General features: G+C 68.6%; 24 protein-coding genes. 9 read left to right on the top strand and 15 right to left on the bottom strand.

Annotated features, from left to right (window positions below):
* The first annotated feature begins 33 nt into the window (after positions 1–33).
* Positions 34–930, top strand: a complete 897-nt coding sequence (locus tag EA796_RS22305) for a LysR family transcriptional regulator (protein ID WP_122110213.1) — start codon at positions 34–36, stop codon at positions 928–930.
* Here EA796_RS22305 and EA796_RS23235 read toward each other — a convergent pair.
* Entirely contained in the window at positions 927–1,091 is a 165-nt protein-coding gene (locus EA796_RS23235) for a hypothetical protein (RefSeq protein ID WP_021442510.1), read from the bottom strand. The genes EA796_RS22305 and EA796_RS23235 overlap by 4 nt on opposite strands.
* A gap of 221 nt (positions 1,092–1,312) precedes the next feature.
* Here EA796_RS23235 and EA796_RS22300 point away from each other — a divergent pair, with 221 nt between their 5' ends.
* The 5 genes from EA796_RS22300 (at position 1,313) to EA796_RS22280 (ending at position 5,520) form a co-directional block, all read left to right on the top strand.
* A complete protein-coding gene (locus EA796_RS22300) occupies positions 1,313–1,867 on the top strand; it encodes an NADPH-dependent FMN reductase (protein WP_122110212.1) in 555 nt (184 codons plus the stop codon).
* 54 nt (positions 1,868–1,921) lie between these two features.
* Positions 1,922–2,848, top strand: a complete 927-nt coding sequence (locus EA796_RS22295) for an ion channel (RefSeq protein WP_122110211.1) — start codon at positions 1,922–1,924, stop codon at positions 2,846–2,848.
* 76 nt (positions 2,849–2,924) lie between these two features.
* Entirely contained in the window at positions 2,925–3,500 is a 576-nt protein-coding gene (locus EA796_RS22290) for a TetR/AcrR family transcriptional regulator (RefSeq protein WP_122110210.1), read from the top strand.
* Positions 3,497–4,384 carry an alpha/beta fold hydrolase gene (locus EA796_RS22285; RefSeq protein ID WP_122110209.1) on the top strand — a complete coding sequence of 296 codons (888 nt, stop codon included), beginning with the start codon at positions 3,497–3,499 and terminating at the stop codon, positions 4,382–4,384. The genes EA796_RS22290 and EA796_RS22285 overlap by 4 nt, the downstream gene beginning before the upstream one ends.
* Positions 4,385–4,860: 476 nt before the next feature.
* Complete coding sequence (locus EA796_RS22280) at positions 4,861–5,520, top strand: endonuclease (protein ID WP_122110208.1); 660 nt, start codon at positions 4,861–4,863, stop codon at positions 5,518–5,520.
* Positions 5,521–5,553: 33 nt separating this feature from the next.
* Here EA796_RS22280 and hutC read toward each other — a convergent pair whose 3' ends face one another.
* The 6 genes from hutC to hutI all read right to left on the bottom strand — a co-directional run bounded on the left by hutC (position 5,554) and on the right by hutI (position 13,264).
* Positions 5,554–6,267: a histidine utilization repressor gene (gene hutC, locus EA796_RS22275; protein WP_122110207.1), complete on the bottom strand. Its 714-nt coding sequence runs from the start codon at positions 6,265–6,267 to the stop codon at positions 5,554–5,556.
* A 189-nt stretch (positions 6,268–6,456) separates the two neighbouring features.
* The gene (gene hutH / locus EA796_RS22270) at positions 6,457–7,992 is read right to left on the bottom strand and encodes a histidine ammonia-lyase (RefSeq protein WP_122110206.1); all 1,536 of its coding nucleotides are present in this window, start codon (positions 7,990–7,992) and stop codon (positions 6,457–6,459) included.
* A gap of 2 nt (positions 7,993–7,994) precedes the next feature.
* On the bottom strand, positions 7,995–9,665 hold the full coding sequence (gene hutU, locus EA796_RS22265) for a urocanate hydratase (protein WP_122110205.1): 1,671 nt from the start codon (positions 9,663–9,665) through the stop codon (positions 7,995–7,997).
* Between the two features lie 39 nt (positions 9,666–9,704).
* Complete coding sequence (locus EA796_RS22260) at positions 9,705–11,030, bottom strand: YjiH family protein (protein WP_122110204.1); 1,326 nt, start codon at positions 11,028–11,030, stop codon at positions 9,705–9,707.
* Positions 11,031–11,121: 91 nt separating this feature from the next.
* Positions 11,122–12,057, bottom strand: coding sequence for a formimidoylglutamase (gene hutG, locus EA796_RS22255; RefSeq protein WP_122110203.1), 936 nt, complete (start codon positions 12,055–12,057; stop codon positions 11,122–11,124).
* The gene (hutI, locus tag EA796_RS22250) at positions 12,047–13,264 is read right to left on the bottom strand and encodes an imidazolonepropionase (protein WP_122110202.1); all 1,218 of its coding nucleotides are present in this window, start codon (positions 13,262–13,264) and stop codon (positions 12,047–12,049) included. Before hutI ends, hutG begins: the two co-directional genes overlap by 11 nt.
* Positions 13,265–13,508: 244 nt before the next feature.
* Between hutI and EA796_RS22245 the strand changes: the two genes are divergently transcribed.
* Positions 13,509–14,102 (top strand): HutD family protein, encoded by a 594-nt coding sequence (locus EA796_RS22245; RefSeq protein ID WP_122110201.1) that lies wholly within the window; start codon positions 13,509–13,511, stop codon positions 14,100–14,102.
* An 87-nt stretch (positions 14,103–14,189) separates the two neighbouring features.
* On the opposite strand, the gene EA796_RS22240 is transcribed toward EA796_RS22245, so the two are convergent.
* From EA796_RS22240 to EA796_RS22230, 3 genes are read right to left on the bottom strand one after another with little or no spacing between them, the layout of a single operon-like run.
* Positions 14,190–15,572: an aspartate aminotransferase family protein gene (locus EA796_RS22240; RefSeq protein WP_122110200.1), complete on the bottom strand. Its 1,383-nt coding sequence runs from the start codon at positions 15,570–15,572 to the stop codon at positions 14,190–14,192.
* A gap of 60 nt (positions 15,573–15,632) precedes the next feature.
* On the bottom strand, positions 15,633–17,054 hold the full coding sequence (locus EA796_RS22235; protein WP_122110199.1) for an APC family permease: 1,422 nt from the start codon (positions 17,052–17,054) through the stop codon (positions 15,633–15,635).
* Between the two features lie 58 nt (positions 17,055–17,112).
* A complete protein-coding gene (locus tag EA796_RS22230; RefSeq protein WP_122110198.1) occupies positions 17,113–18,606 on the bottom strand; it encodes an aldehyde dehydrogenase in 1,494 nt (497 codons plus the stop codon).
* A 204-nt stretch (positions 18,607–18,810) separates the two neighbouring features.
* Between EA796_RS22230 and EA796_RS22225 the strand changes: the two genes are divergently transcribed.
* Together EA796_RS22225 and EA796_RS22220 are read left to right on the top strand one after the other, a co-directional pair.
* The gene (locus tag EA796_RS22225; protein ID WP_122110197.1) at positions 18,811–19,725 is read left to right on the top strand and encodes a LysR substrate-binding domain-containing protein; all 915 of its coding nucleotides are present in this window, start codon (positions 18,811–18,813) and stop codon (positions 19,723–19,725) included.
* Between the two features lie 178 nt (positions 19,726–19,903).
* Positions 19,904–20,305, top strand: coding sequence for a GFA family protein (locus EA796_RS22220; protein ID WP_122110196.1), 402 nt, complete (start codon positions 19,904–19,906; stop codon positions 20,303–20,305).
* Between the two features lie 66 nt (positions 20,306–20,371).
* On the opposite strand, the gene argE is transcribed toward EA796_RS22220, so the two are convergent.
* The 5 genes from argE to EA796_RS22195 form a co-directional block, all read right to left on the bottom strand.
* Positions 20,372–21,529, bottom strand: coding sequence for an acetylornithine deacetylase (argE, locus tag EA796_RS22215; protein WP_122110195.1), 1,158 nt, complete (start codon positions 21,527–21,529; stop codon positions 20,372–20,374).
* Between the two features lie 143 nt (positions 21,530–21,672).
* Positions 21,673–22,347, bottom strand: coding sequence for a DUF1028 domain-containing protein (locus EA796_RS22210; RefSeq protein WP_122110194.1), 675 nt, complete (start codon positions 22,345–22,347; stop codon positions 21,673–21,675).
* Between the two features lie 10 nt (positions 22,348–22,357).
* Complete coding sequence (locus EA796_RS22205; RefSeq protein ID WP_122110193.1) at positions 22,358–22,780, bottom strand: RidA family protein; 423 nt, start codon at positions 22,778–22,780, stop codon at positions 22,358–22,360.
* Positions 22,781–22,784: 4 nt separating this feature from the next.
* Positions 22,785–24,125 carry an NAD(P)/FAD-dependent oxidoreductase gene (locus EA796_RS22200; protein ID WP_122110192.1) on the bottom strand — a complete coding sequence of 447 codons (1,341 nt, stop codon included), beginning with the start codon at positions 24,123–24,125 and terminating at the stop codon, positions 22,785–22,787.
* Positions 24,126–24,518: 393 nt separating this feature from the next.
* Positions 24,519–24,648 (bottom strand): acyl-CoA dehydrogenase C-terminal domain-containing protein (locus EA796_RS22195; protein WP_147459076.1); only part of this gene is annotated, 130 nt, incomplete at its 5' end.

Here is a 24,648-nt window from a genome sequence, read left to right as displayed (position 1 = left end):
TGGCATCTACAACCATCAATGTATGGAGCCGCCATGCTCAGCCAATTGCGCGACCTCGACCTGCAGCTGCTGCGCCTGTTCGTCACCGTGGTGGAGAGCGGCGGCTTCAGCGCGGCGCAGGGCGAGCTGGGCATCGGCCAGTCGACCATCAGCACGCAGATGGCCAAGCTGGAGACGCGCCTGGGTTTTCGCCTGTGCGAACGGGGCAAGGCCGGCTTTCGCCTGACCGCCAAGGGCGAGCAGGTGCTGGCCGCCACGCGCAAGCTGTTCGGCGCCATCGAGACCTTCAAGGGCGAGGCCCAGGGCATGGCCGACAAACTGCTCGGCGAACTGCGCATCGGCCTCTCCGAGGCGCTCTCGGACCAGGTGCTGGAACGCCTCGGCGAGGCCGTAGGGCGTTTCCGTCGACGCAACCAGGCGGTGCAGATCGAGCTGCTCAGCGCCATGCCCGCCGAGCTGGAACGGCGCCTGCTGCAGGACCAGCTGCAACTGGCCATCGGCTATTTCTCCGGCAGCCAGACGGCGCTGGACTACCGGCCGCTGTTCGCCGAACGCCAGCGCCTGTACTGCGGGCGCCAGCACCCGCTGTTCGGGCGCGAGACGGTCGCGGCCAGCGACCTGGAAGACGGCGACCGGGTGCTGCACCCCTACCGCTTCGGCGCCGCCGGCGAGCCCTGGCAGTCCAGCGCCAGCAGCGCGCGCTGCGAACAGGTCGAGGGCAGCCTGGCCTTCGTCCTCTCCGGCGCCCACCTGGGTTACCTGCCCGAGCATATCGCCGCGCCCTGGGTGGCGCGCGGCAAGCTGCGCTGCCTGCCGGACAGCTGGGATTTCACCGTGCAGTTCCGCCTCGCCAGCCACCGCGGCCATAGCCCCGGCGAAGCGCAGCTGGCCTTCGCCGAGGACCTGCTGGCAGCCTTCGGGGCGGACTAGGGGCGCTGCGCGCCAGGCTCCCCGGCCGTCCTCAGTTCGGCGGCCAGGGCTTCCAGCGCAGCGAGGATCGCCACGATCTCGGCATGCAGGTCGCGTTCGTCGGGGATTTCCGCTTCCAGTTGCAACTGTGGATCGAAGCCCAGGGGGATATGGATGCCCATAACGTTGTCCTCGTCGGCGCTGGCCGAACATGGCTGATGGATAGTTGGGCAGGAGATGAGCCGAACGGCTCGAAACGGAATGCTGCGCATCAGACTGTGCTCGCAACATGACGCCTTTATGACCCTGATCGGTAGCGAGGCTCAAGCTAGAGCGTCCGGCAGGCGATAAACGGCGGTCTATAGTTGCTCACTCCCATTCGTTCTCGCCGCAAGGAGTTCCCATGAGCAAGACCTACCACGTCGCCGTGCTGGTCGGCAGCCTGCGCAAGGCCTCGATCAACCGCAAGCTGGCGCTGGCCCTGGCTCAGCTGGCACCGCCCTCGCTGAAGCTGGAGATAGTCGAGATCGGCGACCTGCCGCTGTACAACGAGGACATCGACCAGGGCAGCCCGCCCGAGGCCTACGTCGCCTTTCGCGCCAAGCTCAAGGGCGCCGACGCGCTGCTGTTCGTCACCCCGGAGTACAACCGCTCGATGCCCGGGGCGCTGAAGAACGCCATCGACATCGGCTCGCGGCCCTACGGCCAGAGCGCCTTCAGCGGCAAGCCCGGCGCCGTGCTGAGCGCCTCGCCGGGGGCCATCGGCGGCTTCGGCGCCAACCATGCGCTGCGCCAGTGCATGGTGTTTCTCGACGTCTACATGATGCAGCAGCCGGAGGCCTACCTCGGCGGCGCCGGCAGCTTCTTCGAGGAGGCTGGCATGCTCGGCGACGGCATCAGACCCTTCCTGCAGAAGTTCATCGACGCCTATGCCGCCTGGGTGGCGCAGCACGCCTGACACCGGAGCGGGCGGCACGGGCTAGGCTTGAGGAAAGCGCCACGAGGCTCGGCCATGGCAACCATCCAGCCCGACGAGGGCTTCTGGCAGGACGCCGAAACGGACAAGCAGCACGCCGCACTGCGCGCCGCCCTCGAGCAGCGCGCGCGCAGCGGCCAGCCGATGCTCGGCTTCCAGCTGAAGAAGGCCGAGCTGGCCGGCATCGATCTGGTCAACCACGGCAGCCGCGCCGGCTTCGTCCTGCGCGATGCCGACCTGTACCGCGCCGACCTGCAGCACGCCCATCTGTTCGCCCTCGACCTGCGCGGCAGCTCGCTGATGAAGGCCGACCTGCGCCAGGCCAACCTGCACTGCGTCGACCTGCGCGACTGCAACCTGCTGGGCGTGCGCCTGGAAGGCGCGCGACTGGACAACGTGGTGTGGGATCGCCAGCTGCTGCAGGAGCGGGTGGCGCGCGAGCTGCTGCGCCGCGGCGACGCCAGCGCGGCGCAGCAGCAGTTTCAGGAGGCCGAGGAAACCTATCGCAACCTGCGCCTGCACCTGGAACAGGCCGGGCTGTTCGAGCAGGCCGGCTACTTCTTCCACCGCGAGATGCTCATGCGGCGCCTGCAGATGCCACGGCTCTCCGCGCGGCGCCTGCTGTCCTGGCTGGTCGACCTGTTCTGCGGCTACGGCGAGAAACCGCTCAACGTGGTGCTGTTCTCCCTCGGCCTGATCGGCGTCTGCGGCCTGCTGTACTTCCTCACCGGGGTCAACCAGGGCGGCCAGACACTGGGCCTCAGCCTCGACCGCGGCCTGCTGGCCAACCTGCAGGACCTGCTCGCCTGCCTGTACTACAGCGTGGTCACCTTCACCACCCTGGGCTACGGCGACATCACGCCCGGCGGCCTGGCGCGGCTGATCGCCGCCGTCGAAGCCTTCGTCGGCAGCTTCACCATGGCCCTGTTCGTGGTGGTGTTCGTGAAGAAGATGACTCGCTAGCCTGGCACATTTGCCGCCAGACGCGACCGGAATGCCGCTTGCCCACCTAGACCGACCGGTCTACATAATCCCTCCCATGAACAAGACCACCCGCGACAAGCTGATCGACGCCATGATCGACGCCCTGCAGCGCAAGGGCCTGCACGGCGTCGGCCTGAGCGAACTGCTGGCCGACGCCGGCGCGCCCAAGGGCAGCCTCTACCACCACTTTCCCGGCGGCAAGAGCGAACTGGCGGTGGCCGCCATCGAGCGAGTCGGCCAGCGCGCCGAACAGGCCTTCGCCACGCTGTTCGAGCACCAGCCCGAGCCGCTCGACGCCCTCGCCGCCTGGCTGCATGGCGCCCTCGGCCAGCTGCAGGGCAGCGCCTTCGAGCGCGGCTGTCCGCTGGCCACGGTGGCGCTGGAAAGCGGCCCCGAGGACGAGGACATCCGCGCAGCCCTGGCCACGGCCTTCGCCGCCATTCGCCGGGCGCTGCAACGCCAATTGCAGGCGCACGGTTACCCCGAGGCCGAAAGCCTCGCCGCGCTGTTCGTCGCCCTCTACGAAGGCGGCCTGCTGCAGGCCCGCGTCGCCGGCAGCGCCGAGCCGCTGCGCCAGGCCGCCGACGCCCTGTTCCACCTGACCCGCCAGCAACGAGTGCCACTGCCATGAACCACGACCGCCCGACCATCCTCAGCGAAGCCGTAGCACTGGCGGCCCGCGACGGCTACCCGCTGACCGCCACCCTGTACCACGCGCGCGAACCCCGCGCGCAGTTGCTGATCGCCGGCGCCACCGGGGTGCCGCAGGGCTTCTACCGGCGTTTCGCCGAACACGCCGCCGCCCGCGGCTTCAGCACCCTGACCCTGGACTACCGCGGCGTCGGCCAGTCCAAGCCGGCCAGCCTGCGCGGCTTCGACATGGATTACCTGGACTGGGCGCACCTCGACCTGGCCGCCGCGGTGGATCAGCATCGCCACGGCGAACGCCCGCTGTTCATGGTCGGCCACTCCTTCGGCGGCCATGCCTTCGGCCTGCTGCCCAACCATACCGAGGTCGCCGGCTTCTACACCTTCGGCACCGGCGCCGGCTGGCACGGCTGGATGCCCAAGGCCGAACAAGTGCGCGTGCTGGCCATGTGGCGGCTGATCGGCCCACTGATGACGCGCTACAAGGGCTACCTGGCCTGGAGCAAGCTGGGCATGGGCGAGGACCTGCCCATGGGCGTGTACCGCCAGTGGAAGCGCTGGTGCCGCTACCCGCGCTACTTCTTCGACGACCCGCAGATGCCCGGCCTGGCCGAACGCTTCGCCCGAGTCGCCACGCCCATGGTGGCGCTCAACACCCTGGACGACCTGTGGGCGCCGCCCGCCTCGCGCGATGCCTTCATGGCCGCCTACGTCAACGCGCCCTACCAGGCGCGCACGCTCGATTCGCAGGCCGAAGGCCTGGGCAATATCGGTCATATGGGTTACTTCCGCCCCGCCGCCCAGCGCCTGTGGGACGAGACGCTGGACTGGTTCGAGCGACTGCACGCCGAGCGACGGGCGGCCTGAGCCGATAGTGGTGGGGATGGGTGTGCGCGGCGCACCCTGCGGCGAGCTAGGCCAGCAGCGCGGGAATCCGAAGAGGTCGGGCGAACGCCCCAAAAAAGAAAACCCCGCGTTTGCGGGGCCTTGCAGACTGTAGTCCTGACATCCTTGATCTGCTCGCCGTCCTGGCGGCTGTCCAGTGTGTCCCTGTTCGTTTGTGCGCTTCCTGCGCTGAATCCGTAAGCAGAAGAGTACGCTCGTGCCGAATCGCCCGACAGTGGCGATAAGCGGCAGCCTGTGTAAGCCATGGCTTACAGGCAACCCAGCATTCGCTCGGGTTTACTTGGTGGCCCGCCATCCCTGGCGGCCACCCTGCGGGCCGCCGCGACGCGGCGTCCAAAAACGCTCCCGGCGTTTTTTTGTGACGCGCGTCTTGCTAGACTCCGGCTTGTCCTACAAAAACAACAGACTCCGTCAACGGCGGTCATTGGGGCTCGATCATGCGCGCAGTCACCCTGCTTCTCGGTTGCCTGGCAACAGCTTTTGGCACGTTCGTCCTGGCTTCTGGCCAGACTCAACTGGGCGATCCCAAGCAGGCCATCGCACAGGCCTTCTGGCAGGATCTCTACGGCGCCGGCGGCACCACGCTGTATTGCGCCAAGCCCTTCGACGGCGAGAGCGGCACCGTCACCGCCAGCCCGATCTACAGCAGCAAGCAGCTCAAGAGCGCGCTGCGCTGCGTCACCGACCGTCAGTGCACCATCATGAATCCGCGCTACCCCTACATCGCCGCGGACCTGCACAACCACTATCCAGCCCTCACCCGCGTCGAGCTGGCGCGGCGCAACGCCCAGTTCGCCGACCTGGCCGACGATGTGCCGAGCAAGTTCGCCGACATCGGCTGCGACCTGAAGACCAGCTTCCAACTGGTGGAACCGCGCGACGAGGCCAAGGGCAATATCGCCCGGGCGATCTTCTACATGCACGTCGAGTACGACCTGCCCATCGTCGGCCTGGTGCCGATGTACAAGGCCTGGCACCGGCTGGATCCGCCGGATGCCGAGGAGAAGGCGCGCAACGACAAGATCGAGGCGCTGCAGGGCACCCGCAACCGCTTTATCGACGATCCGTCGTTGGTGGATCAGCTAATCAGCGATTGACGCGGGGGGTGCCGCGCGCACCCTACGGGCGGGCTATCCCCGGCGCTTGTGCAGCGACCGCAGCTTGTAACGGTCGCCGGGATGGATCAGCCGCGCGTAGCTGATCAGGTGATCCTCCGACCAGGTGCGGCGGATCACGCTCAAACAAGGCATGGCCGGGTCGATCTGCAGCAGTTCGGCGGTAGGCGCATCCACCAGCACCGCCTCGACCACGTGCTCGATGTCCGAGATCGGGCAGCTGGCCACCAGCACCTCGTTGGGCGTGTGCTGGCTGAAGTCGGTGTCCAGGTAATGCGGCACCCAGCGCGGGTTGACGAAGCGATCCTCGAGCTGGATCGGCAGGCCGTCCTGCAGGTGCACCAGGATGCTGTGAAACACCTCCGCGCCCAGGCGCAGGCCGAGACGCAGGGCCACCTCGTCGTCGGCGGCGATGGCCTCGCAGCGCACCACCCGGTTGCCGTAGACATGCCCGCGGCCGCGTACCTCGGCGGCGATGTTCATCACCTCATGCAGCGGCGACTCGGCCTTGCGGTCGGTGACGAAGGTGCCGAGTCCGGCCTGGCGCACCAGGTAGCCCTGCTGCACCAGATTCTGGATCGCCTTGTTGGCGGTCATCCGGCTGACACTGAAATCGCGCGCCAGCTGCTCCTCCGGCGGGATCTGGTGGTTGACCGGATAGGCGCCGTCGCGGATGCGCTCGAGGAGAAAATCCTCGATGGCCTTGTAGCGCGGGGTGGGACTGGTCACGACGGCTCCTTGGAAATGCCCGGTGCGCGGATGATAGCGCCCGCCTCCACCGGCGGGCAGCCCCATGCCCGCGTCGGCGCCAGGGATTGACGTAGGTTGGGTTGAGCGCAGCGAAGCCCAACAGGTGCAGTCAACCGCGCGGCCTTTCAGTCAGCTGTTGGGCTTAGTCGCGCTGCTCCTCAACCCAACCTATGCCACCGACGGCAGCAGCCCGGCCGGCAGCAGCGGCGTCAGCACCCGCTCGGCCAGCAGCGCGTCGGCGGCGGCGATATCCGGGGCGAAGAAGCGGTCCTCGACGTAGTAGGGCACCCTGGCACGCAGGATCGCGCGGGCCTGTTCCAGCGCCGGCGAGCTGTGCAGCCCCTCGCGGAAGTCCAGGCCCTGGCAGGCGCCCAGCCATTCCACGGCGAGTACGCCGCGGGTGTTGGCGGCCATGTCCCACAGGCGCTTGCCGGCGTTCGGCGCCATCGACACATGGTCTTCCTGGTTGGCCGAAGTAGGCAGGCTGTCGACGCTGTGCGGATGGGCCAGGGCCTTGTTGTCGCTGGCCAGGGCTGCGGCGGTGACCTGGGCGATCATGAAGCCGGAGTTCACCCCGCCGTTGGCCACCAGGAAGGGCGGCAGTTGCGACATGTGCTTGTCCATCATCAGCGAGATGCGCCGCTCGGACAGCGAGCCGATCTCGGCGATGGCCAGGGCGATATTGTCGGCCGCCATGGCCACCGGCTCGGCGTGGAAGTTGCCACCGGAGATCACGTCGCCCTCGGCGGCGAACACCAGCGGGTTGTCCGACACCGCGTTGGCCTCCACCGCCAGCACCTCGGCGGCCTGGCGCAGTTGGGTCAGGCAGGCGCCCATCACCTGCGGCTGGCAGCGCAGCGAATAGGGGTCCTGCACCTTGTCGCAGGCGGCATGGGAGCGGCCGACTTCGCTGCTGGCGCCGAGCAGATGGCGGTAGGCAGCAGCCGCGTCGATCTGGCCTTTCTGCCCACGGGCGGCATGGATGCGCGCATCGAAGGGCGCCCGCGAGCCCAGCGCCGCTTCCACGGTGAGGGCGCCGCAGACGCTGGCGGCGGCGTACAGGTCCTCGGCCTCGAACAACCCGCGCAGGGCGTAGGCGGTGGACACCTGGGTGCCGTTGAGCAGGGCCAGGCCCTCCTTGGCGGCCAGGGTCATCGGCTCCAGGCCGGCGATGGCCAGCGCCTCGGTCGCCGGCAGCCACTGGCCCTTGTGCCGCGCCTGGCTCTCGCCGAGCAGCACCAGCGACATATGCGCCAACGGCGCCAGGTCACCGGAAGCCCCCACCGAACCTTTCAGCGGGATATGCGGGTAGACCTCGGCGTTGACCAGGGCGATCAGCGCCTCGATCACCTTGCGCCGGATACCGGAGAAGCCACGCGCCAGGCTGTTGATCTTCAGCAGCATGATCAGCCGCACCATCGCATCACTCAGCGGCTCGCCGATGCCGGCGGCATGCGACAGCACCAGCGAACGCTGCAGCTTCTCCAGGTCGGCGTTGGCGATGCGGGTCGAGGCCAGCAGGCCGAAACCGGTGTTGATGCCGTAGGCGGTGCGGCCCTCGGCGATGATCTGGTTGACGCAGGCGACGCTGGCGTCGATGGCCTCATGGGCTGCGGCGTCCAGGGTCAGGCGCACGGGGGCCTGGTAGGCGGCGCGCAGGTCGGCCAGGGTCAGCTGGCCGGGGTACAGATTCAGGGCAGTCACGTTCACTCTCCTTTACCGATCATCGGCAGGTTCAGGCCCTGCTCTTTGGCGCAATCGATGGCGATCTGGTAGCCGGCATCGGCGTGGCGCATCACCCCGGTGCCCGGGTCGTTGGTCAGCACGCGGGCGATGCGCGCGGCCGCTTCATCGGTGCCATCGCAGACGATGACCATGCCCGAATGCTGGGAGAAGCCCATGCCCACGCCGCCGCCATGGTGCAAGGACACCCAGGTGGCGCCGCTGGCGGTATTGAGAAGGGCGTTGAGCAGCGGCCAGTCGGACACGGCGTCGGAGCCATCCATCATCGCCTCGGTCTCGCGGTTGGGGCTGGATACCGAGCCGGAGTCGAGGTGGTCGCGGCCGATCACGATCGGCGCCGACAGTTCACCGGAACGCACCATCTCGTTGAAGGCCAGGCCGAGCTTGGCGCGAAGCCCTAAGCCGACCCAGCAGATGCGCGCCGGCAGGCCCTGGAAGCTGATGCGTTCGCGGGCCATGTCCAGCCAGCGGTGCAGGTGAGCGTCGTCGGGGATCAGTTCCTTGACCTTGGCGTCGGTCTTGTAGATGTCCTGCGGATCGCCGGACAGCGCGGCCCAGCGGAACGGGCCGATGCCGCGGCAGAACAGCGGTCGGATATAGGCCGGGACGAAGCCGGGGAAGTCGAAGGCGTTGGCCACGCCCTCCTCTTTCGCCATCTGGCGGATATTGTTGCCGTAGTCGAAGGTCGGTACGCCCATCTTCTGGAAGTCGAGCATGGCTTTGACGTGAACGGCCATCGACTGTTTGGCGGCCTTGACCACCGCGGCCGGGTCGGTCTGCGCGCGGTCGCGGTACTGTTCCCAGCTCCAGCCGATCGGCAGGTAGCCGTTGAGCGGGTCATGGGCGCTGGTCTGGTCGGTGACCATATCCGGGCGAACCCCGCGCTTGACCAGCTCCGGCAGGATCTCGGCGGCGTTGCCCAGCAGGGCCACGGAGATGGCCTTGCCTTCGCTGGTGTACTTGGCGATGCGCGCCAGAGCGTCGTCGAGGTCGGTGGCCTGCTCGTCGACATAGCGGCTGCGCAGGCGGAAGTCGATGCGCGACTGCTGGCACTCGATGTTCAGCGAGCAGGCGCCGGCCAGGGTGGCGGCCAGCGGCTGGGCGCCGCCCATACCGCCCAATCCCGCAGTCAACACCCAGCGGCCGCTGAGATTGCCGCCGTAGTGCTGACGACCAGCCTCGACGAAGGTCTCGTAGGTGCCCTGGACGATGCCCTGGCTGCCGATATAGATCCACGAACCGGCGGTCATCTGACCGTACATGGCCAGGCCCTTGGCATCCAGCTCGTTGAAGTGTTCCCAGGTGGCCCAGTGCGGCACCAGGTTGGAGTTGGCGATCAGCACGCGCGGCGCATTGCTGTGGGTCTTGAACACGCCGACCGGCTTGCCGGACTGCACCAGCAGGGTCTCGTCGTCGTTCAGCTCCTTCAGGGTCTCGACGATCTTGTCGTAGCACTCCCAGTTGCGCGCGGCGCGGCCGATGCCGCCGTACACCACCAGCTCCTTGGGGTTCTCGGCCACCTCGGGGTCGAGGTTGTTCATCAGCATGCGCAGCGGCGCTTCGGTCAGCCAGCTCTTGGCGGTCAGCTGATTGCCGCGCGGGGCGCGGATTTCGGTATCGCGGAACTTGGTCATCTTGCGGGCTCCTGTGGAGAACGAGTTGAGGGTGGGCGGTCAGAGCCAGCCCAGAAATTGTGCGAGGTAGGCCAGGGGAATGGCGAACAGCAGGCTGAGCAGGGTGCGCTGCAGCCAGATCAGCAGCAGGTGGCCCAGGCTCAGGGGAATCCGCGTGGCCAGCACGCAGGGAATCGAGGCGGAGAGAAACAGCACGCTGCTGACCGAGACGATGGCGGTGACGAACTTCACCAGCACGTCGGCGTCCTTGAGCAGCATCGCCGGCAGGAACATCTCCGCCAGGCCGGCGGAAATGGCGCGGGCCACCTGCATCGGCTCGTCCAGGCCGAACAGCCAGGTCAGCGGGTAGAGCAGCACGCCGAGCACATCGAACAGCGGGGTGTACTTGGCCGCGAGCAGCCCGAGCAGGCCGACGGCGAGAATGCTCGGCAGAATCGCCGCGGTCATGCGCAGGCCATCGAGGAAGGTTTCACGCAGGGCCGAGCCCAGCGACGGCGCGTTGCTGGCCTGCTGCATACCGGCGCGCCAGGCGCTGCCCAGGCGGCTTTCACCGGGCTGCAGCGGCGCCTCGGGCGTGGATTCGGACGGCAGTCGCGACAGCGGGTAGATGCGCGCGCTGACCGCCGTCACGGCGAAGGTCACCGCCATGGCGCCCCAGAAGTACAGGTTCCACTGCCCCATCAGGCCCAGGGTCTTGGCGATGATCACCATGAACGGCGCCGACACGGTGGAGAAGCCGGTGGCGATGATCGCCGCCTCGCGCACGCTGTAGTGCCCCTGCTGGTACATGCGGTCGGTGATCAACAGGCCCACCGAGTAGCTGCCGACGAAGGAGGCCACGGCATCGATGGCCGACTTGCCCGGCGTGCGCCAGATCGGTCGCATCACCGGCTGCATCAGCACGCCGATCAGCTCCAGCAGGCCGAAGCCGATCAGGAACACCAGCGCCAGCGAGCCCAGCGGCACGATCAGCGCCAGGCTGAGCACCAGTTTCTCGAACAGAAACGGCAGCATGTCCGGCTGATACAGCGCCTGCGGGCCGAGTTGCAGCAGGTAGGCGGCGCCGATCAGCAGGCCGAACACCTTGAGCACGCTGAATACGCTGTGGGTCAGGCTCCTGCGCCAGCTGCCGTCGAACCAGGGCGCCAGCGCGCCGTAGAGCATGAACAGCAGCGCCACGCCGATCACCAGCGGCCGCGCATGCAGCTGCAAAGCGCTGGCGGCGTGGTCGAGGAGAATGGTCGAGCGCCCGCCGATCTCGAACGGCACGAAGAACAGCAGCAGGCCGATCAGGCTGTAGCCGAGCAGGCGCGCCAGGGCCCGCGAGCGCGACACGCCGGCGCTCAACGGCAGGGACTCAGACATGGCGCGGCTCCTGGCCGCGGCGGCGGGCGGTGGTGAACATGGTGGTTTCCTCGTATTTGTTGTTGTGCGGGAAAGGGCCGGGCTTGCGTGCTCAGAGGCTGAGCAGGTGGATCAGCCGCGCCGCCACCTTGGCGGTGCGGTTGTCGATGTCGTATTCGGGGTTGAGCTCGGCGAGATCGGCCAGGCGCAGCTTGCCGCTGCCCTTGAGCCGCTCGATCAAGGGCTCGAGCAGCTCCAGGCGCACCCCGCGCGCGGCCGGGGCGCTGACCCCGGGGGCCTCGCAGGCCGGCAGCACGTCGATGTCGATGGTCAGGTAGAGCACGTCGCAGGCGGCGGCAAAGGCCTCCAGCTCGGCGCCGATGGCGTCGAGGCTCGACTCGCGAATCTCGCGGTCCTCGCGCACCAGCACGCCGAGGTCGGCGGCAAGCTGGAACAGCGCACGGGTATTGCTGGCGCGGCTGACGCCGAGGCAGGCGTAGCGAAACGGCCAGCCGCGCGCGGCGCACTGCTCGGCGATCTGGGCGAAGGGGGTGCCGGAGGAATGCACATGGGCCGGGTCGCGCAGGTCGAAATGGGCGTCGAAGTTGACGATGCCGATCCGCGGGGCATGGTTGCCGGAGAGGTGCTCGGCCAGGCCGGACCAGCTGCCGAAGGCCACTTCGTGGCCGCCGCCGAGCACCACGGGGAAATGGCCGGCATCCAGCAGCGCGCAGACGGTGCGCCCGAGGCGGGCCTGGGCCGCTTCCAGGTCGCCGTCCTCGCAGACCACGTCGCCAGCATCGTAGGCCGGCGCCTGGCGGTGCCAGGCCAGGTTGGCCAGGGCCTTGCGCATCGCCAGCGGCGCGGCGGCGGCGCCGACCCGACCATGGTTGCGGCGCACGCCCTCGTCGCAGGCGAAGCCGAGCAGGGCCAGGCCCGGCTGGCTGTCGCGGCCAAGGGCGCGAATGCGCTGGTGCCAGCGCGGGCTGTCCGGCTCGGGGTCGGTACGCCCGCCCCAGGCCTCCATGGAATGGCGATCAGCGTGCATGAACGAGTTCTCCGTTGAAGATGCGCTGGCGCAGGCGGCCGGCCTGGACGGCGTAGGCCAGTTCGGCCGGGGACTGCACATCCCACAGGCACAGGTCGGCGGGCGACCCGACCTCGATCCGCCCCAGGTCGGGGCGGCCGAGGGCGCGGGCGGCCTGGGCGGTCATGCCGCTCAGCGCCTCGCGCGGGGTCAAGCGAAACAGGGTGCAGGCCAGGTTGGCCATCAGCGTGGGCAGGCAGATCGGCGAGGTGCCGGGGTTGGCGTCGCTGGCCACGGCCATCGGCACACCGTACTGGCGCAGCAGCTCGATGGGCGGCAGCTGGGTTTCGCGCAGCACGTGGAAGGCGCCGGGCAGCAGCACGGCAACGGTGCCGGCCTCGGCCATGGCGCGCACGCCGGCTTCGTCGAGGTACTCGATATGGTCGGCCGACAGCGCGCCGTAGCGCGCGGCCAGGGCGCTGCCACCGAGGTTGGACAGTTGCTCGGCATGCGCCTTGAGCGCCAGGCCATGGGCCTGGGCCGCCTGGAAGATGCGCTCGCACTGCGCCGGGGAGAAACCGATGCCCTCGCAGAACACGTCCACCGCATCGGCCAGGCCCTCGGCGGCGGCCGCCGGGATCATCACGTCGCAGACCAGGGCCACGTAGTCGTCGGCGCGGCCGGCGTACTCCGGCGGCAGCGCATGGGCGCCGAGCAGGGTGGTGATCACCCGCACCGGACGCAGCTGGCCGAGGCGCCGGGCGACGCGCAGCATCTTCAGCTCGTCCGCCAACGTCAGGCCGTAGCCGGACTTGATTTCGACCGTGGTCACGCCATCGGCCAGCAGCGCATCGAGGCGCGGCAGGCTGGCGGCGATCAGCTCGTCCTCGCTGGCCGCGCGGGTAGCGCGCACGCTGCTGAGAATGCCGCCGCCGGCGCGGGCGATCTCTTCGTAGCTCGCCCCTTCCAGGCGCTGCTCGAACTCGCCGGCACGGTTACCGGCGTAGACCAGGTGGGTGTGGCAATCGACCAGGCCGGGGGTCATCACCCCGCCGCGACCGGCGCAGGCGGCGCCCTGGGCGAACGCCTCGTCGAACTCGCGCACCGGCCACAGACCGGCGATGCGCTCGCCTTCGACCAGCAGATTCATCGGCTCGTCCAGCTGGGTCAGGCCATCGAAGACCCGCACGTCGCGCCACAGCTGTTTCGGGGTTGGGAATGCCGGCATGGGATTCTCCGCATTTATTTTGTATATACAATATGAGCCACCCGGGCGAGCGTCAAGCCATGGGCGGGAAAATGACCAGATGGTCACATGGCCTTTTCAAACCGATGGATACTGGCTGAATCCGCCTAAATAGAGCGATCAAAGCCGCCAAACAAGGTGGCACCGGCCGCACGCCGAGCAATGACCGCTGGTCGCCCGAACCAAATGTATATACATTAAGCCAAAGACCGCCTAGGAGGCTGCCATGCCCCATAGCCTGCTCGACCTCGCCACCGCCCGTGCCATGCCCTGGAAGAATGGCGGCGGCGAAACCCTGGAACTGGCCATCGCCCCGGCGGGCGCCGGACTGGACGACTTCGCCTGGCGTATCAGCAGCGCGCGGGTCGCGGCGGACGGGGCGTTCTCGCGCTTTGCCGGCGTCGATCGCAGCCTGGCGTTGCTCAGTGGCGCAGGGCTGCGCCTGCGGCGTGGCGACGGACGGGTCGAGGAGCTGCACGCCGGCGGCGCGGTGGCACAGTTTCCCGGCGAGGAGGCGATCGCCGCGACGCTGGCAGACGGCCCGGTCGGCGACCTCAACCTGATGACCCGACGCGGTGTCTGGCGCCATCGCCTGGCCCCGCTACGGCTGCATGGGCGGCAGGAATTGCACAACGATGCGGCGGTGATGCTGCTCTGGTGCCAGGCTGGCGCGGGCATCGAGTGCCGGCTGCCGGACGGCGAGATGCAGCGGCTGGAAAGCGGCCAGGGATTGCTGCTGGAAGACCAGCCCGGGCCACTGGCGCTGCAGGCGCCGCAGCCCGCCCTGCTCTATCTGGCCTGGCTGTATCGGCAGGGTTGACGCCCGCGGCAGCTGTCCCGCGCCCGCCGAACGAAAAAAAGGCGCAGCCCCTTGCGAAGCTGCGCCTCGGTCCTGCCAAGCTGGCCGCTAGAGCACGCCGATCTCCCGCGCGGTCTGGTCCACCGCCAGCTTGGTCTTGCTGACCAGCTCGTCCAGGTCGCTGCGCGTGGCCACCAGCGCCGGGGCCATGATCATGCGCCCGCCGGTGGCGCGGATGATCAGGCCGTTGTCGAAGCCGATGCTGCGGCAGCGCCAGGTCAGCTCGGTTTCGTTGGCGAAGCGCGTGCGGCTGGCCTTGTCCTCGCTGAACTGCAATGCCGCGACCAGGCCGCTGCCCTGGATCTCGCCGACCAGCGGGTGGCCGGCGAACGTCTCGCGCAGGCACTGCTGCAGGTAGGGGCCGGTATCGACCTTGACCCGCTCGACCACGCCTTCGTCGCGCAGCGCCTTGATATTGGCGATGGCCACCGCCGCCGCCACCGGGTGGCCGGAGTAGGTCAGGCCGTGGGCATAGACCCCGCCCTGCTCCACCAGGATGTCGGCGATGCGCTTAGAGAGCACCAGACCGCCCATGGGGATATAGCCCGAGGTCAGGCCCTTGGCGATGGACAGGGTGTCGGGCTGGAAGCCGAAGTGCTGGTGGGCGAACCACTCGCCGGGGCGGCCGAAGCCGCCGATCACCTCGTCGGCGCACAGCAGCACGTCGTACTGGCGGCAGATGCGCTGGATCTCCGGCCAGTAGCTTTCCGGCGGGAAGATCATGCCGCCGGCGCCCTGGAAGGGCTCGGCAATGAACGCTGCGACCTTCTCGGCGCCCAGTTCGAGAATCTTCTCCTCCAGCTGCAGCGCGCAACGCCGGCCGAACTCGGCCGGGCTCAGCTCGCCGCCGGCGGCGAACCAGTAGGGTTCGTCGATATGGGCGATGTCCGGCAGCATGCCGCCCATCTCGTGCATGAATTTCATCCCGCCCAGCGCGGTGCTGGCCAGTGTCGAGCCGTGGTAGCCGTTCCAGCGGCCGATCATCACCTTCTTCTGCGGCTTGCCGACAATCTGCCAGTAGCGGCGCACGGTGCGGATCAGCACCTCGTTGGCCTCCGAGCCGGAGTTGGTGTAGACGGCGTGGCTGTAGTGGCTCGGCAGCAGGCTGAACAGCTGCTCGGAGAGCTCCACCACCGCCGGGTGAGTGGTGTGGAAGAACATGTTGTAGTACGGCAGCTGCTCCAGCTGGCGGCTGGCGGCGGCGGCCAGGTCCTTGCGGCCGTAGCCGAGGTTGGTGCACCACAGGCCGGACATGCCGTCGAGGTAGCGCTGGCCGTCGTTGTCCCACAGCTGCAGGCCTTCGCCGCGCACCATGACCCGCGGGCCTTCGGCATTCAGCGCCTTCTGGTCGACGAAGGCATGGATGTGGTGGGCCGCGTCCAGTTGCTGATAGTCGCGGGTGGTACGGCTGGGGATGTGGGGGACTGTCATGGCAGTGACCTCGCCTCGATGGGTTGTCGGGTGCCGGGGCCAGGCCCCGGCGGAAATCGGTTAGTTACGGGCCAGCACCTGCTCCAGCGGCTCCGGGGTGAACAGCGGTTTGCGCATCACCAGCTTGATCCACAGCACCGCGATCAGCGACACCAGGCCGAGCACCGCGCCGGCGCTGTAGAAGATGCTCGCGGTCATCTCCGGGCTGGGCGAGACGTAGTAGATCGACACCAGCATGCCGGCGATGCCGAGCAGCTGCGGCAGCGGGTAGAACGGCGTCTTGAACGGCCGCGCCAGGTCCGGGTAGCGGCGACGCAGGGCGATCACGTCGAGGTGGCAGATGATGTAGGCCAGCAGCCAGGCGATGGCCGCGGCCAGCAGCAGCAGGCCGATGGCGCCTGGGTCGTCGCCCATCAGCAGCACCGGTGCGCCGGTGATGGCGGCGACGAACAGCACCGCCACCCAAGGCGTGTTGAAGCGCTTGCTGAGCCGCTTGAACTGCGGGAAGGCCTGGCCGTTGACCGCCATGCCCAGCAGCATGCGCGGGATGGCCGCCAGCGAGGTGTTGACCGTGCTGCAGGTGGCAGTGACCGCGGCGATCACCAGGAAGATCTTGCCGCCCTCGCCGAGCAGCGCGGTGGCGAACAGGTAGTGCGGCAGCGCGGCGCCGGCCAGCTCCGCCTGCGGCACGTAGAACAGCGCGCCGATGGAGTACAGGGCGATGGTGACGAAGATCACCCCGACGCCGAGGATCATCGACCAGGGAATGTTGCGCTCCGGCTGCTTGGATTCCTCCACCAGCGGGCAGACGAACTCGGCGCCGACGAAGCCCCAGATGGCCAGCGCCACCAGGGTCAGCACCCCGGCGCCGAGCGGGTTCCAGTCGTTGCTCAGCACCCCCTCCAGCGCCGGCTGGCTGCCGCTGCCGGTCACCGCGGTCAGGCCCAGGGCCAGCAGCACGATTACCATCACCAGCGCCAGGGCCGACTGCAGGCGGGCGAACAGGTCGATGCCGAGCAGGTTGAGCAGGGTGAACAGGATCAGCACGCCATAGGCGATGCTCATGCTGGGGAACACCCCGGGGTAGACCTCGCCGATGATCAGGTCGAGCAGCAGCAACTCGGCCGACAGGGCGAACATCGCCACCACCACGTAGCCGGAGAAGGTGGCGAGGATCGCCGGGAAGTGCCCCAGGGCCACCTCGGTGTAGCTGCTCAGACTGCCGGCGCGGGGAATCATCAGCGCCAGTTCGGAGAACGACATGACGTAGGTCAGGGCGAGGAAGAAAGCCAGGGTCAGCGGGATCAGAAAGCCCAGCCCGGCGATGCCGGCGCCCTGCAGCATCAGCACCATCACGCCCTGCGACACCACCAGGCCGATGGCCACGGCGAGCAGGGCGCCGAGGCCGAGGCGGGCCCGGGACTTGGCGACGGGCCGCTCCGTGGCCAGGGTGGAAGCGAGGCTGATATCGGGATCGATCATGGTGGTTCTCCTGCAATCTTGTTGTTGTGACAGGTGGAACGACGGGCCCGCGCGCGGCTCAGCCGCGCAGTTGAACCCAGGTGGTTTTCAGCTGGCTGTACTTGTCGAAGGCGTGCAGCGACAGGTCGCGGCCGAAGCCGGACTGCTTGCAGCCGCCGAACGGCACGCAGACGTCGAGGGCGTCCACGGTGTTCACCGACACGGTGCCGGCGCGCAGGCGCCGGGCCACGCGGTGGGCGCGGTTGAGGTCGTCGGTCCACAGCGAGGCGGCCAGGCCGTAGCAGCTGTCGTTGGCCAGGCGCAGGGCCTCGTCCTCGCTGTCGAAGGCGCTGACCGCCAGCACCGGGCCGAACACCTCCTCGCGGGCCAGGCGCATCTGCGGCCGCACGCCGGTGAAGATGGTCGGGGTGATGAAGTTGTCCGAGCCGCCCACGCGCAGGCGCTGGCCACCGCAGGCCAGCCGCGCGCCCTCGCCCTGGGCCTGGTCGATAAAGGCCATGATCCGTTCGGTCTGCCGCGCCTCGACTATGGCGCCCATGCGGCTGGCCGGCTCCAGCGGGTCACCCGGCTGCCAGTCGCGCGCCTTGGCCAGCAGGCGCTCGACGAACTGGTCGTGGATGGAGCGCTCGATCAGCAGCCGCGAGTTGGCCGAGCACACCTCGCCCTGGTTGAAGAAGATGGCGAAGGCGGCCTTCTCCGCCGCCAGGTCGAGGTCCTGGCAGTCGGCGAACACCAGGTTGGGGCTCTTGCCGCCGCACTCCAGCCACACCTGCTTGAGGTTCGACTGCGCGGCGTAGGCCATAAAGTACTTGCCCACCTCGGTGGAGCCGGTGAAGGCCAGGCAGTCGACATCCATATGAAGGCCGAGGGCCTTGCCGGCCGTTTCGCCCAGGCCCGGCACCACGTTGAGTACGCCCTCCGGCAGGCCGGCCTCCAGCGCCAGCTGGGCCAGGCGCAGGGCGGAAAACGGCGACTGCTCGGCGGGCTTCAAGACCACCGAGTTGCCGGCGGCCAGCGCCGGGGCCAGCTTCCAGGCGGCCAGGTCGAGGGGGAAGTTCCACGGCACCACCGCGCCGATCACCCCCAGCGGTTCGCGGCCGATGGTGGCCAGGGCATTGCTGGCGGTGGGCGCGACCTGGTCGTAGAGCTTGTCCAGCGCCTCGGCGTACCAGGCGAAGACCTGCGCGGCGCCCGGCACGTCGAGGTTGTAGGCATCCAGCACCGGCTTGCCCATGTTCAACGAATCGAGCAGCGCCAGCTCCTCGCGGTGGGCCAGGATCAGCTCGGCCAGGCGCAGCAGCACCGCCTTGCGTTCGCGCGGCGCCATGCGCGGCCAGGGGCCCTGCTCGAAGGCGCGGCGGGCGCTGGCCACGGCGGCGTCGACATCGGCGCCGTCGCAGGCGGCGACATTGGCCAGCAGCTTGTTGGTCGCCGGGTTGATCGACGCGAAACTGGCGCCGGATGCGGCCGGGCGCAGACGCCCGTCGATCAGTGCGCCGGTGGGGAAAGCCTGGGCGGCAGCCCGCTGCTGCCAGTCGGAGAGTTGCAACATCGCCTCGATCCTCGCCACGGCCGTGATGGGCGGCCCTTGTTGTTGTCGAGGTCGATGGTGGCGCAGGGGGGAAAACAGCGAAATTAGTAAATATATGCTCGCGACTTATGAAAAAACTGGGCTGCTGGCGACGGGCGCTGGAGTATGTTGAGGCCTGGAAATCCATGACAAGACGGGTCTGCAGATCCGCGCCGGAGGAGCCCAATGGCCACCTACACCTTGCGTCAGCTCAAGTACTTCGTGACCACCGTGGAATGCGGCAGCGTGGCCGAGGCCTCGCGCAAGCTGTATATCGCCCAGCCGTCGATCTCCACCGCGATCAAGGGCCTGGAGGACAGCTTCGGCCTGCAGCTGTTTATCCGCCACCATGCCCAGGGCGTGTCGCTGACCCCCGGCGGCGCGCGCTTCTACAAGAAGGCCCAGGAACTGCTGCGCATGGCCCGCGAGTTCGAGCAGAACGCCCTGGCCGACAACGACGTGATCGCCGGGCAGATCGATATCGGCTGCTTCGAGACCGTCGCCCCGCTCTATCTGCCGCGCCTGATCGCCGGCTTCAACGCGCTCTACCCCGGGGTGGAGATCCGCATCCGCGACGGCGAGCAGCAGGAGCTGGTGCAGGGCCTGACCGCCGGGCGCTTCGACCTGGCCATCCTCTACGCCCACGACCTCGACGCCACCATCGACAGCGAACCGCTGATGGCGCCGCAGAAACCCTACGCCCTGCTCCCCGAAGGCCACCGCTTCACCGGCCAGGCCCAGGTGTCGCTGCGCGACCTGTGCCTGGAGCCGATGATCCTGCTCGACGTGCTGCCGAGCCGCACCTACTTCGTCAGCCTGTTCGAGGAGCTGGGCCTGACGCCCAACATCGTGTTCAGCTCGCCGTCGATCGAGATGGTGCGCGGCATGGTCGGCCAGGGCTTCGGCTTCTCCCTGCTGGTCACCCGCCCGCACTCGGAATGCACCTACGACGGACGCAAGGTGGTGATGGTGGACATCGCCGAAGAGGTCAGCGGCTCCGGCCTGGTCGCCGCCTGGCTCAAGCGCGCGCAGCTGACCAAGCCGGCGCAGCTGTTCGTCGACTACTGCAAGGAGCAGTTGGCGGCGGGAGACAGGGGCTAAGGGCTGGACCATTCGGCCCGGGCGCCGGCGCCCAGCGCCGCACCGGCATAGCGGGCTGGCAAGATGCGTGATGCCCTGACCGCACCAGCACACTCTTCCTCGACCAGGAGCGGCGCTTTGCCCAGGCGCCGCGCGCGGTCTAGGCTTGCCTCCAGGTCTGTCGCCCGGAGGCCCCGCCATGCTCAAGACCTATCGCGGCAGCTGCCATTGCGGCGCCGTGCAGTTCGAGGCCGAGCTCGATCTCGAACAGGACTCCTACCGCTGCAACTGCTCGATCTGCCGGCGCACGCGCTTCTGGGTCGCGGTGGCCAGACCCGAGGGCTTTCGCCTGCTGGCTGGCGCGGACATGCTGAGCGAGTACCGCTTCCATAGCTGCAAGAACCAGCATCTGTTCTGCAAGCACTGTGGCGTACGCGCCTTCGGTATCGGCAACGACACGCCCATCGGCACTATGTACGGCGTCAATATCGGGTGCCTGGAAGGGCTGAGCGAGGAGGCGCTGGCACGCATCCCGATCCGCTGCGTCGATGGCCTCAACGACCACTGGCAGACGGCGCCGGCGTTCTGCGCCCACCTGTAGGCGGTGGTTGCGAAGGCTCCCGGATGGCATCCAGGCTACCTGGCCCGGATGCCATCCGTGGGCGTTTCAGGCGTCCTGCTGCAGCCACTGCGCCAGCCGCGCCAGCAGCGCGTCGCAGGCGTCCAGCTGGGCCAGGCTGACGAACTCGTCGGGTTTATGGCCCTGCTCCATGCTGCCGGGGCCGCAGATCACCGTGGCGATGCCGGCTTCGTCGAACAGTCCGCCCTCGGTGCCGAAGGCCACGGTGCTGAAATCCCGCGAACCGCTGAGCAGCGCCAGCAGCTCGGCGGCCTCGCCCTGCGGGTCGGTGGCCAGGCCTGGGTAGGCCGACAACGCCTGGAACTCGATGGCGCTGGCCGCACTCAACGCACGCATCTGCGGCAGCAGCTCGGTTTCGGCGTAGGCGCGCAGATCACGCGCCACCTGCTGCGGATCGTCGGCCGGCAGCGCGCGCACCTCGAAGTCGAACTGGCATTCGGCCGGGACTATGTTCAGCGCCCGGCCGCCCTGGATCAGGCCAGTCTGCACCGTCGAATAGGGCGGGTCGAAACGTGCGTCGCGGCGCGCCGGCGCGGCCAGCTGCGCACCGATCTCGCCGAGCTTGCCGATCAGCTTGGCGGCGTACTCGATGGCGTTGACCCCCTGCGGCGCGTAGGCCGAGTGGCAGGCGGCGCCGTGCACCTGGCAGCGCATCGCCAGCTTGCCCTTGTGGCCGAGCACCGGGCGCATCTCGGTGGGTTCGCCGATCAGGCAGATGGCCGGGCGCTCGGGGCTGGCGCGCAGGCGTTCGACCAGGCTGCGCACGCCGAGGCAGCCGACCTCCTCGTCGTAGGAGAGGACGATATGCAGCGGCCGGCGCAACGGTCGTGCGAGCAAACGCGGCACGGCGGCCAGCACGCAGGCGATAAAGCCCTTCATGTCCGCCGCGCCGCGGCCGTACAGCAGGCCGTCGCGCTCGGTCAGTGCGAAGGCCGGCACGCTCCAGGCCTGACCGTCCACGGGCACCACGTCGCTGTGCCCGGAGAGCATCACCCCGCCGCCGCCGGCCGGGCCGAGGCGGGCATGGAGGTTGGCCTTGCTGCGCTCGGCGTTGTAGTCCAGCTCGCAGCTCAGGCCGAGGCCCTCCAGGTAGTCGCGAACGAAATCGATCAGCGCCAGGTTGGAGTCGCGGCTGACGGTGGGAAAGGCGATCAGGCGGGCGAGCAGGTCGCGGCTGGTGAACATGGGCTGTTTTCCCTGAAAAAATGGGGCTCGAAGGGCTGGTGGACGAAAAAAGCGTCGTCCACCCTACCGGGCATCACGCCGGCAATTCGTAGGGTGGATGACGCTTCATCCATCCATCAAACAATGCCAGATCATCGTCCGCCCTACTCGTCCCCCGGCACGCCATAGCTGGGCGCGGCGGTGGGGTCGAGGGCGCGGGTCAGGTAGTCCTGCATCTGCGGGGCATAGGCCTGCCAGAGTTTGTCCAGCTCGCCGATGGGGTCCTGCTCGGCCCAGTCGACGCGCAGGTCGACCATCGGCCAGGTCAGGTCGCCAACCACCTTGAGCGCCGCCGAATGCACCGGCCCGGCTTCGCCGCCGGCGGCCATGGCCGCGTGCATCGCCGCCAGCAGGCGCTCGGCCAGTTGCCCCGGGCTCTGTTCGAAGGCGCTGACCAGCGCCTCGATCACCGCCGCGGAGGCCAGCAGGTTGCCGGCGGCCACGCATTGTTCGCCGGCCAGGGCGTTATGCACGCCGAGCGCCTGGCTGCCGGAAAACAGCGCGCTACGGCCCTGGCCGTCGAGCACCGCGACCTGGCGGTACTGGCTGTAGCCGTTGCGGGCCAGGGCCTGGTCCAGCGCCGCGGCGGGCTCGTGGCCGGCCTCGAGCAAATCGAGGATCTGCGGGCCGAGGGCCGGCAGGGTGACGTTCTGCGAGGCCACCGCGCCGACCCCGGCGCGCAGCCAGGGGCAACGCGCGCCGACGGCGATGCTCGACGAGCTGATGGCGATGCCCAGCTGGCCAGTTTCGGCGCAGCGGCCGACGATGGAAAAGGTCATGGGCGGCTCCTCAGCGTTGCCAGTCGTCCGGGATCACCGCGATCACGTCGATCTCCATCAGCCACTGCGGCTGGCCGAGGGCCGAGACCACCAGGCCGGTGGAGATCGGGAACACGCCCTTGAGCCACTTGCCGACCTCCTGGTAGACCGCCTCGCGGTAGCGCGGGTCGATCAGGTAGGTGGTGGTCTTGACGATGTGCGACAGGTCGCTGCCGGCCTCTTCCAGCAGCTGCTTGACGTTCTTCATCGCCTGCTCGGCCTGCGCGCGGGCGTCGCCGAGGCCGACCAGACGGCCCTCGAAGTCGGTGCCGACCTGGCCGCGCACGTACACGGTGTTGCCGGCGCGCACCGCCTGGCACAGGTCGTTGTCCAGGCTCTGGTTCGGGTAGGTGTCTTTGGTGTTGAACATGCGGATGCGGGTATGGGTAGGCATCGACTTACTCCCAGGAGGCGGCTTGTTGGACGGTGCTGGCCTGACGCTGCGCGGGTTCGCGGTACTCGGCGTACTTGCGCTGCGTGGCGATGTGATCGGCGATGTGCTTGGCGTCGTGCCACACGCCCCAGATGAAGGTGGAGCCGCGGCGCGACAGCCAGGGCAGGCCGACGAAGTACACCCCGGGTTCGCTGGACACGCCGCGCTGATGCCGCGGCTTGCCCGCCGCGTCGAAGGCGTCGACCTGCAGCCAGCTGAAATCCACGGCGTAGCCGGTGGCCCAGATGATCGAGGCGATGCCGGCGGCGGCCAGGTCGAGTTCGCGAATCGGCTGGCGGATGCACTCGGCGTCCGGGCAGGTCCGGCGCGCCTCGGGCTCCTCCGGCAGGTCGAGGCCGTTGCGGGCGATATAGGCGTCGGCGGCATCGAGCAGCGCCAGGTAGTTCTCGTCGCCGCGCGCCAGGTTGTCCGCCAGGTCGTTCTGGAAGCGCACCAGGCCGCCGTCGAACGCCTGGGTCAGGCCGACCAGGGTCATGCCCTGCTGCGCCAGGCGGCGAAAATCGATGGTCTCGCCGCCGCGCGCGCCGCTGACGGCGATGGTCACGTGTTCCTTGCCCGGCTGCGCGGCCTCGGCGTCCCACAGGCCGAGCACGCCCAGCCACCAGCAGAAGTCGCGGTTGCGGTAGCTGCGCGGCGGCCGGTCGTGCGGGCCCACCGAGAGGTAGACACGGCGCCCGGCGCGCATCAGCTCGTCGGCGATCTGCACCCCCGAGGAGCCGGCGCCGACCACCAGCACGCCGCCCTCCGGAAGCTGCTGCGGGTTGCGGTAGGCGGCCGAGTGGATCTGGTAGAGCGATTCATCCTTGGGCGCGATGGCCGGGATCACCGGGCGCTGGAAGGGGCCGGTGGCGGAGACCACGCGGTTGGCCTGGATCACGCCGGCGGAGGTCTCCACCGTGAAGCCGGCGCGGTCGGGGTTGCGCCGCACGCGCCGCACCTCCACGCCGGTGCGGATCGGCGCGTCGAACTGGCGGGCGTAGGCCTCGAAGTAGTCCGCCACCTGGTCCTTGGCGGCGAAGGCGTCGGGATCGAGGTCGAATTCCCGGCCGGGGAAACGGTCGTGCCAGGCCGGGCCGTTGGCCACCAGCGAATCCCAGCGCCCGCTGCGCCAGGCTTCGGCGATGCGGTTCTTCTCCAGCACCAGGTGCGGCACGCCGAGCTTGCTCAGGTGCTCGCTGACGGCCACGCCGGCCTGGCCGGCGCCGACCACCAGGGTGTCGATTGCCGCGGGCACAGCTGCCGCATCCCGATAGGGCTGAAAGGCGGTTTGATTCAGGTCGGTCATGGCAGGGTTCCTCGGACGCTGATCGTTGTTGTTGTGCTGTCGCGGCTAGCCGCTGGGTGTTGGCCGCATTCTGTGCAGCGCGAGGGATTCGCGAAATTATGTTTTTTGTCGTCGCTGGCGAGGAAAAAGCTGCAGGCACACCAAGCCCGCGGCCTGCGGGGCGAATGCCGGGGGCTATAGGATTTTTAGCGTTAGCAGCGACAAATCGGCGATGGGCCTGGTGTGCGCGGCGCACCAGGGGGCGAAAACGCNTAGAACCTGTGAACGATCTCGCGAGCTAGAGCACTACAAGGCAAAAACAGGCGAGGAAGCGGAGTGTACTTTTGTACATGAGCATTCCGAGCCTGTTTTTAACGCAGTAGGGCCGACGCGCAGCAGATCGTGGATAGGTTCTTAGAACTGCGCGGCGTCCAGCAGGTACAGCGACTCGCTACCGGCCTTGACCGAGGCGGTGAGCGAGTGGATGCGCGGCAGCAGGCGGGCGAAGTAGAAGCGCGCGGTGCCCAGCTTGCTGGCGTAGAAC

This window comes from Pseudomonas sp. AOB-7, assembly GCF_003696305.1.
Taxonomy (GTDB): Bacteria; Pseudomonadota; Gammaproteobacteria; order Pseudomonadales; family Pseudomonadaceae; genus Aquipseudomonas.
Note: the sequence above shows the minus strand (reverse complement) of the source record. Positions and strands in the feature narration are given on the sequence as shown.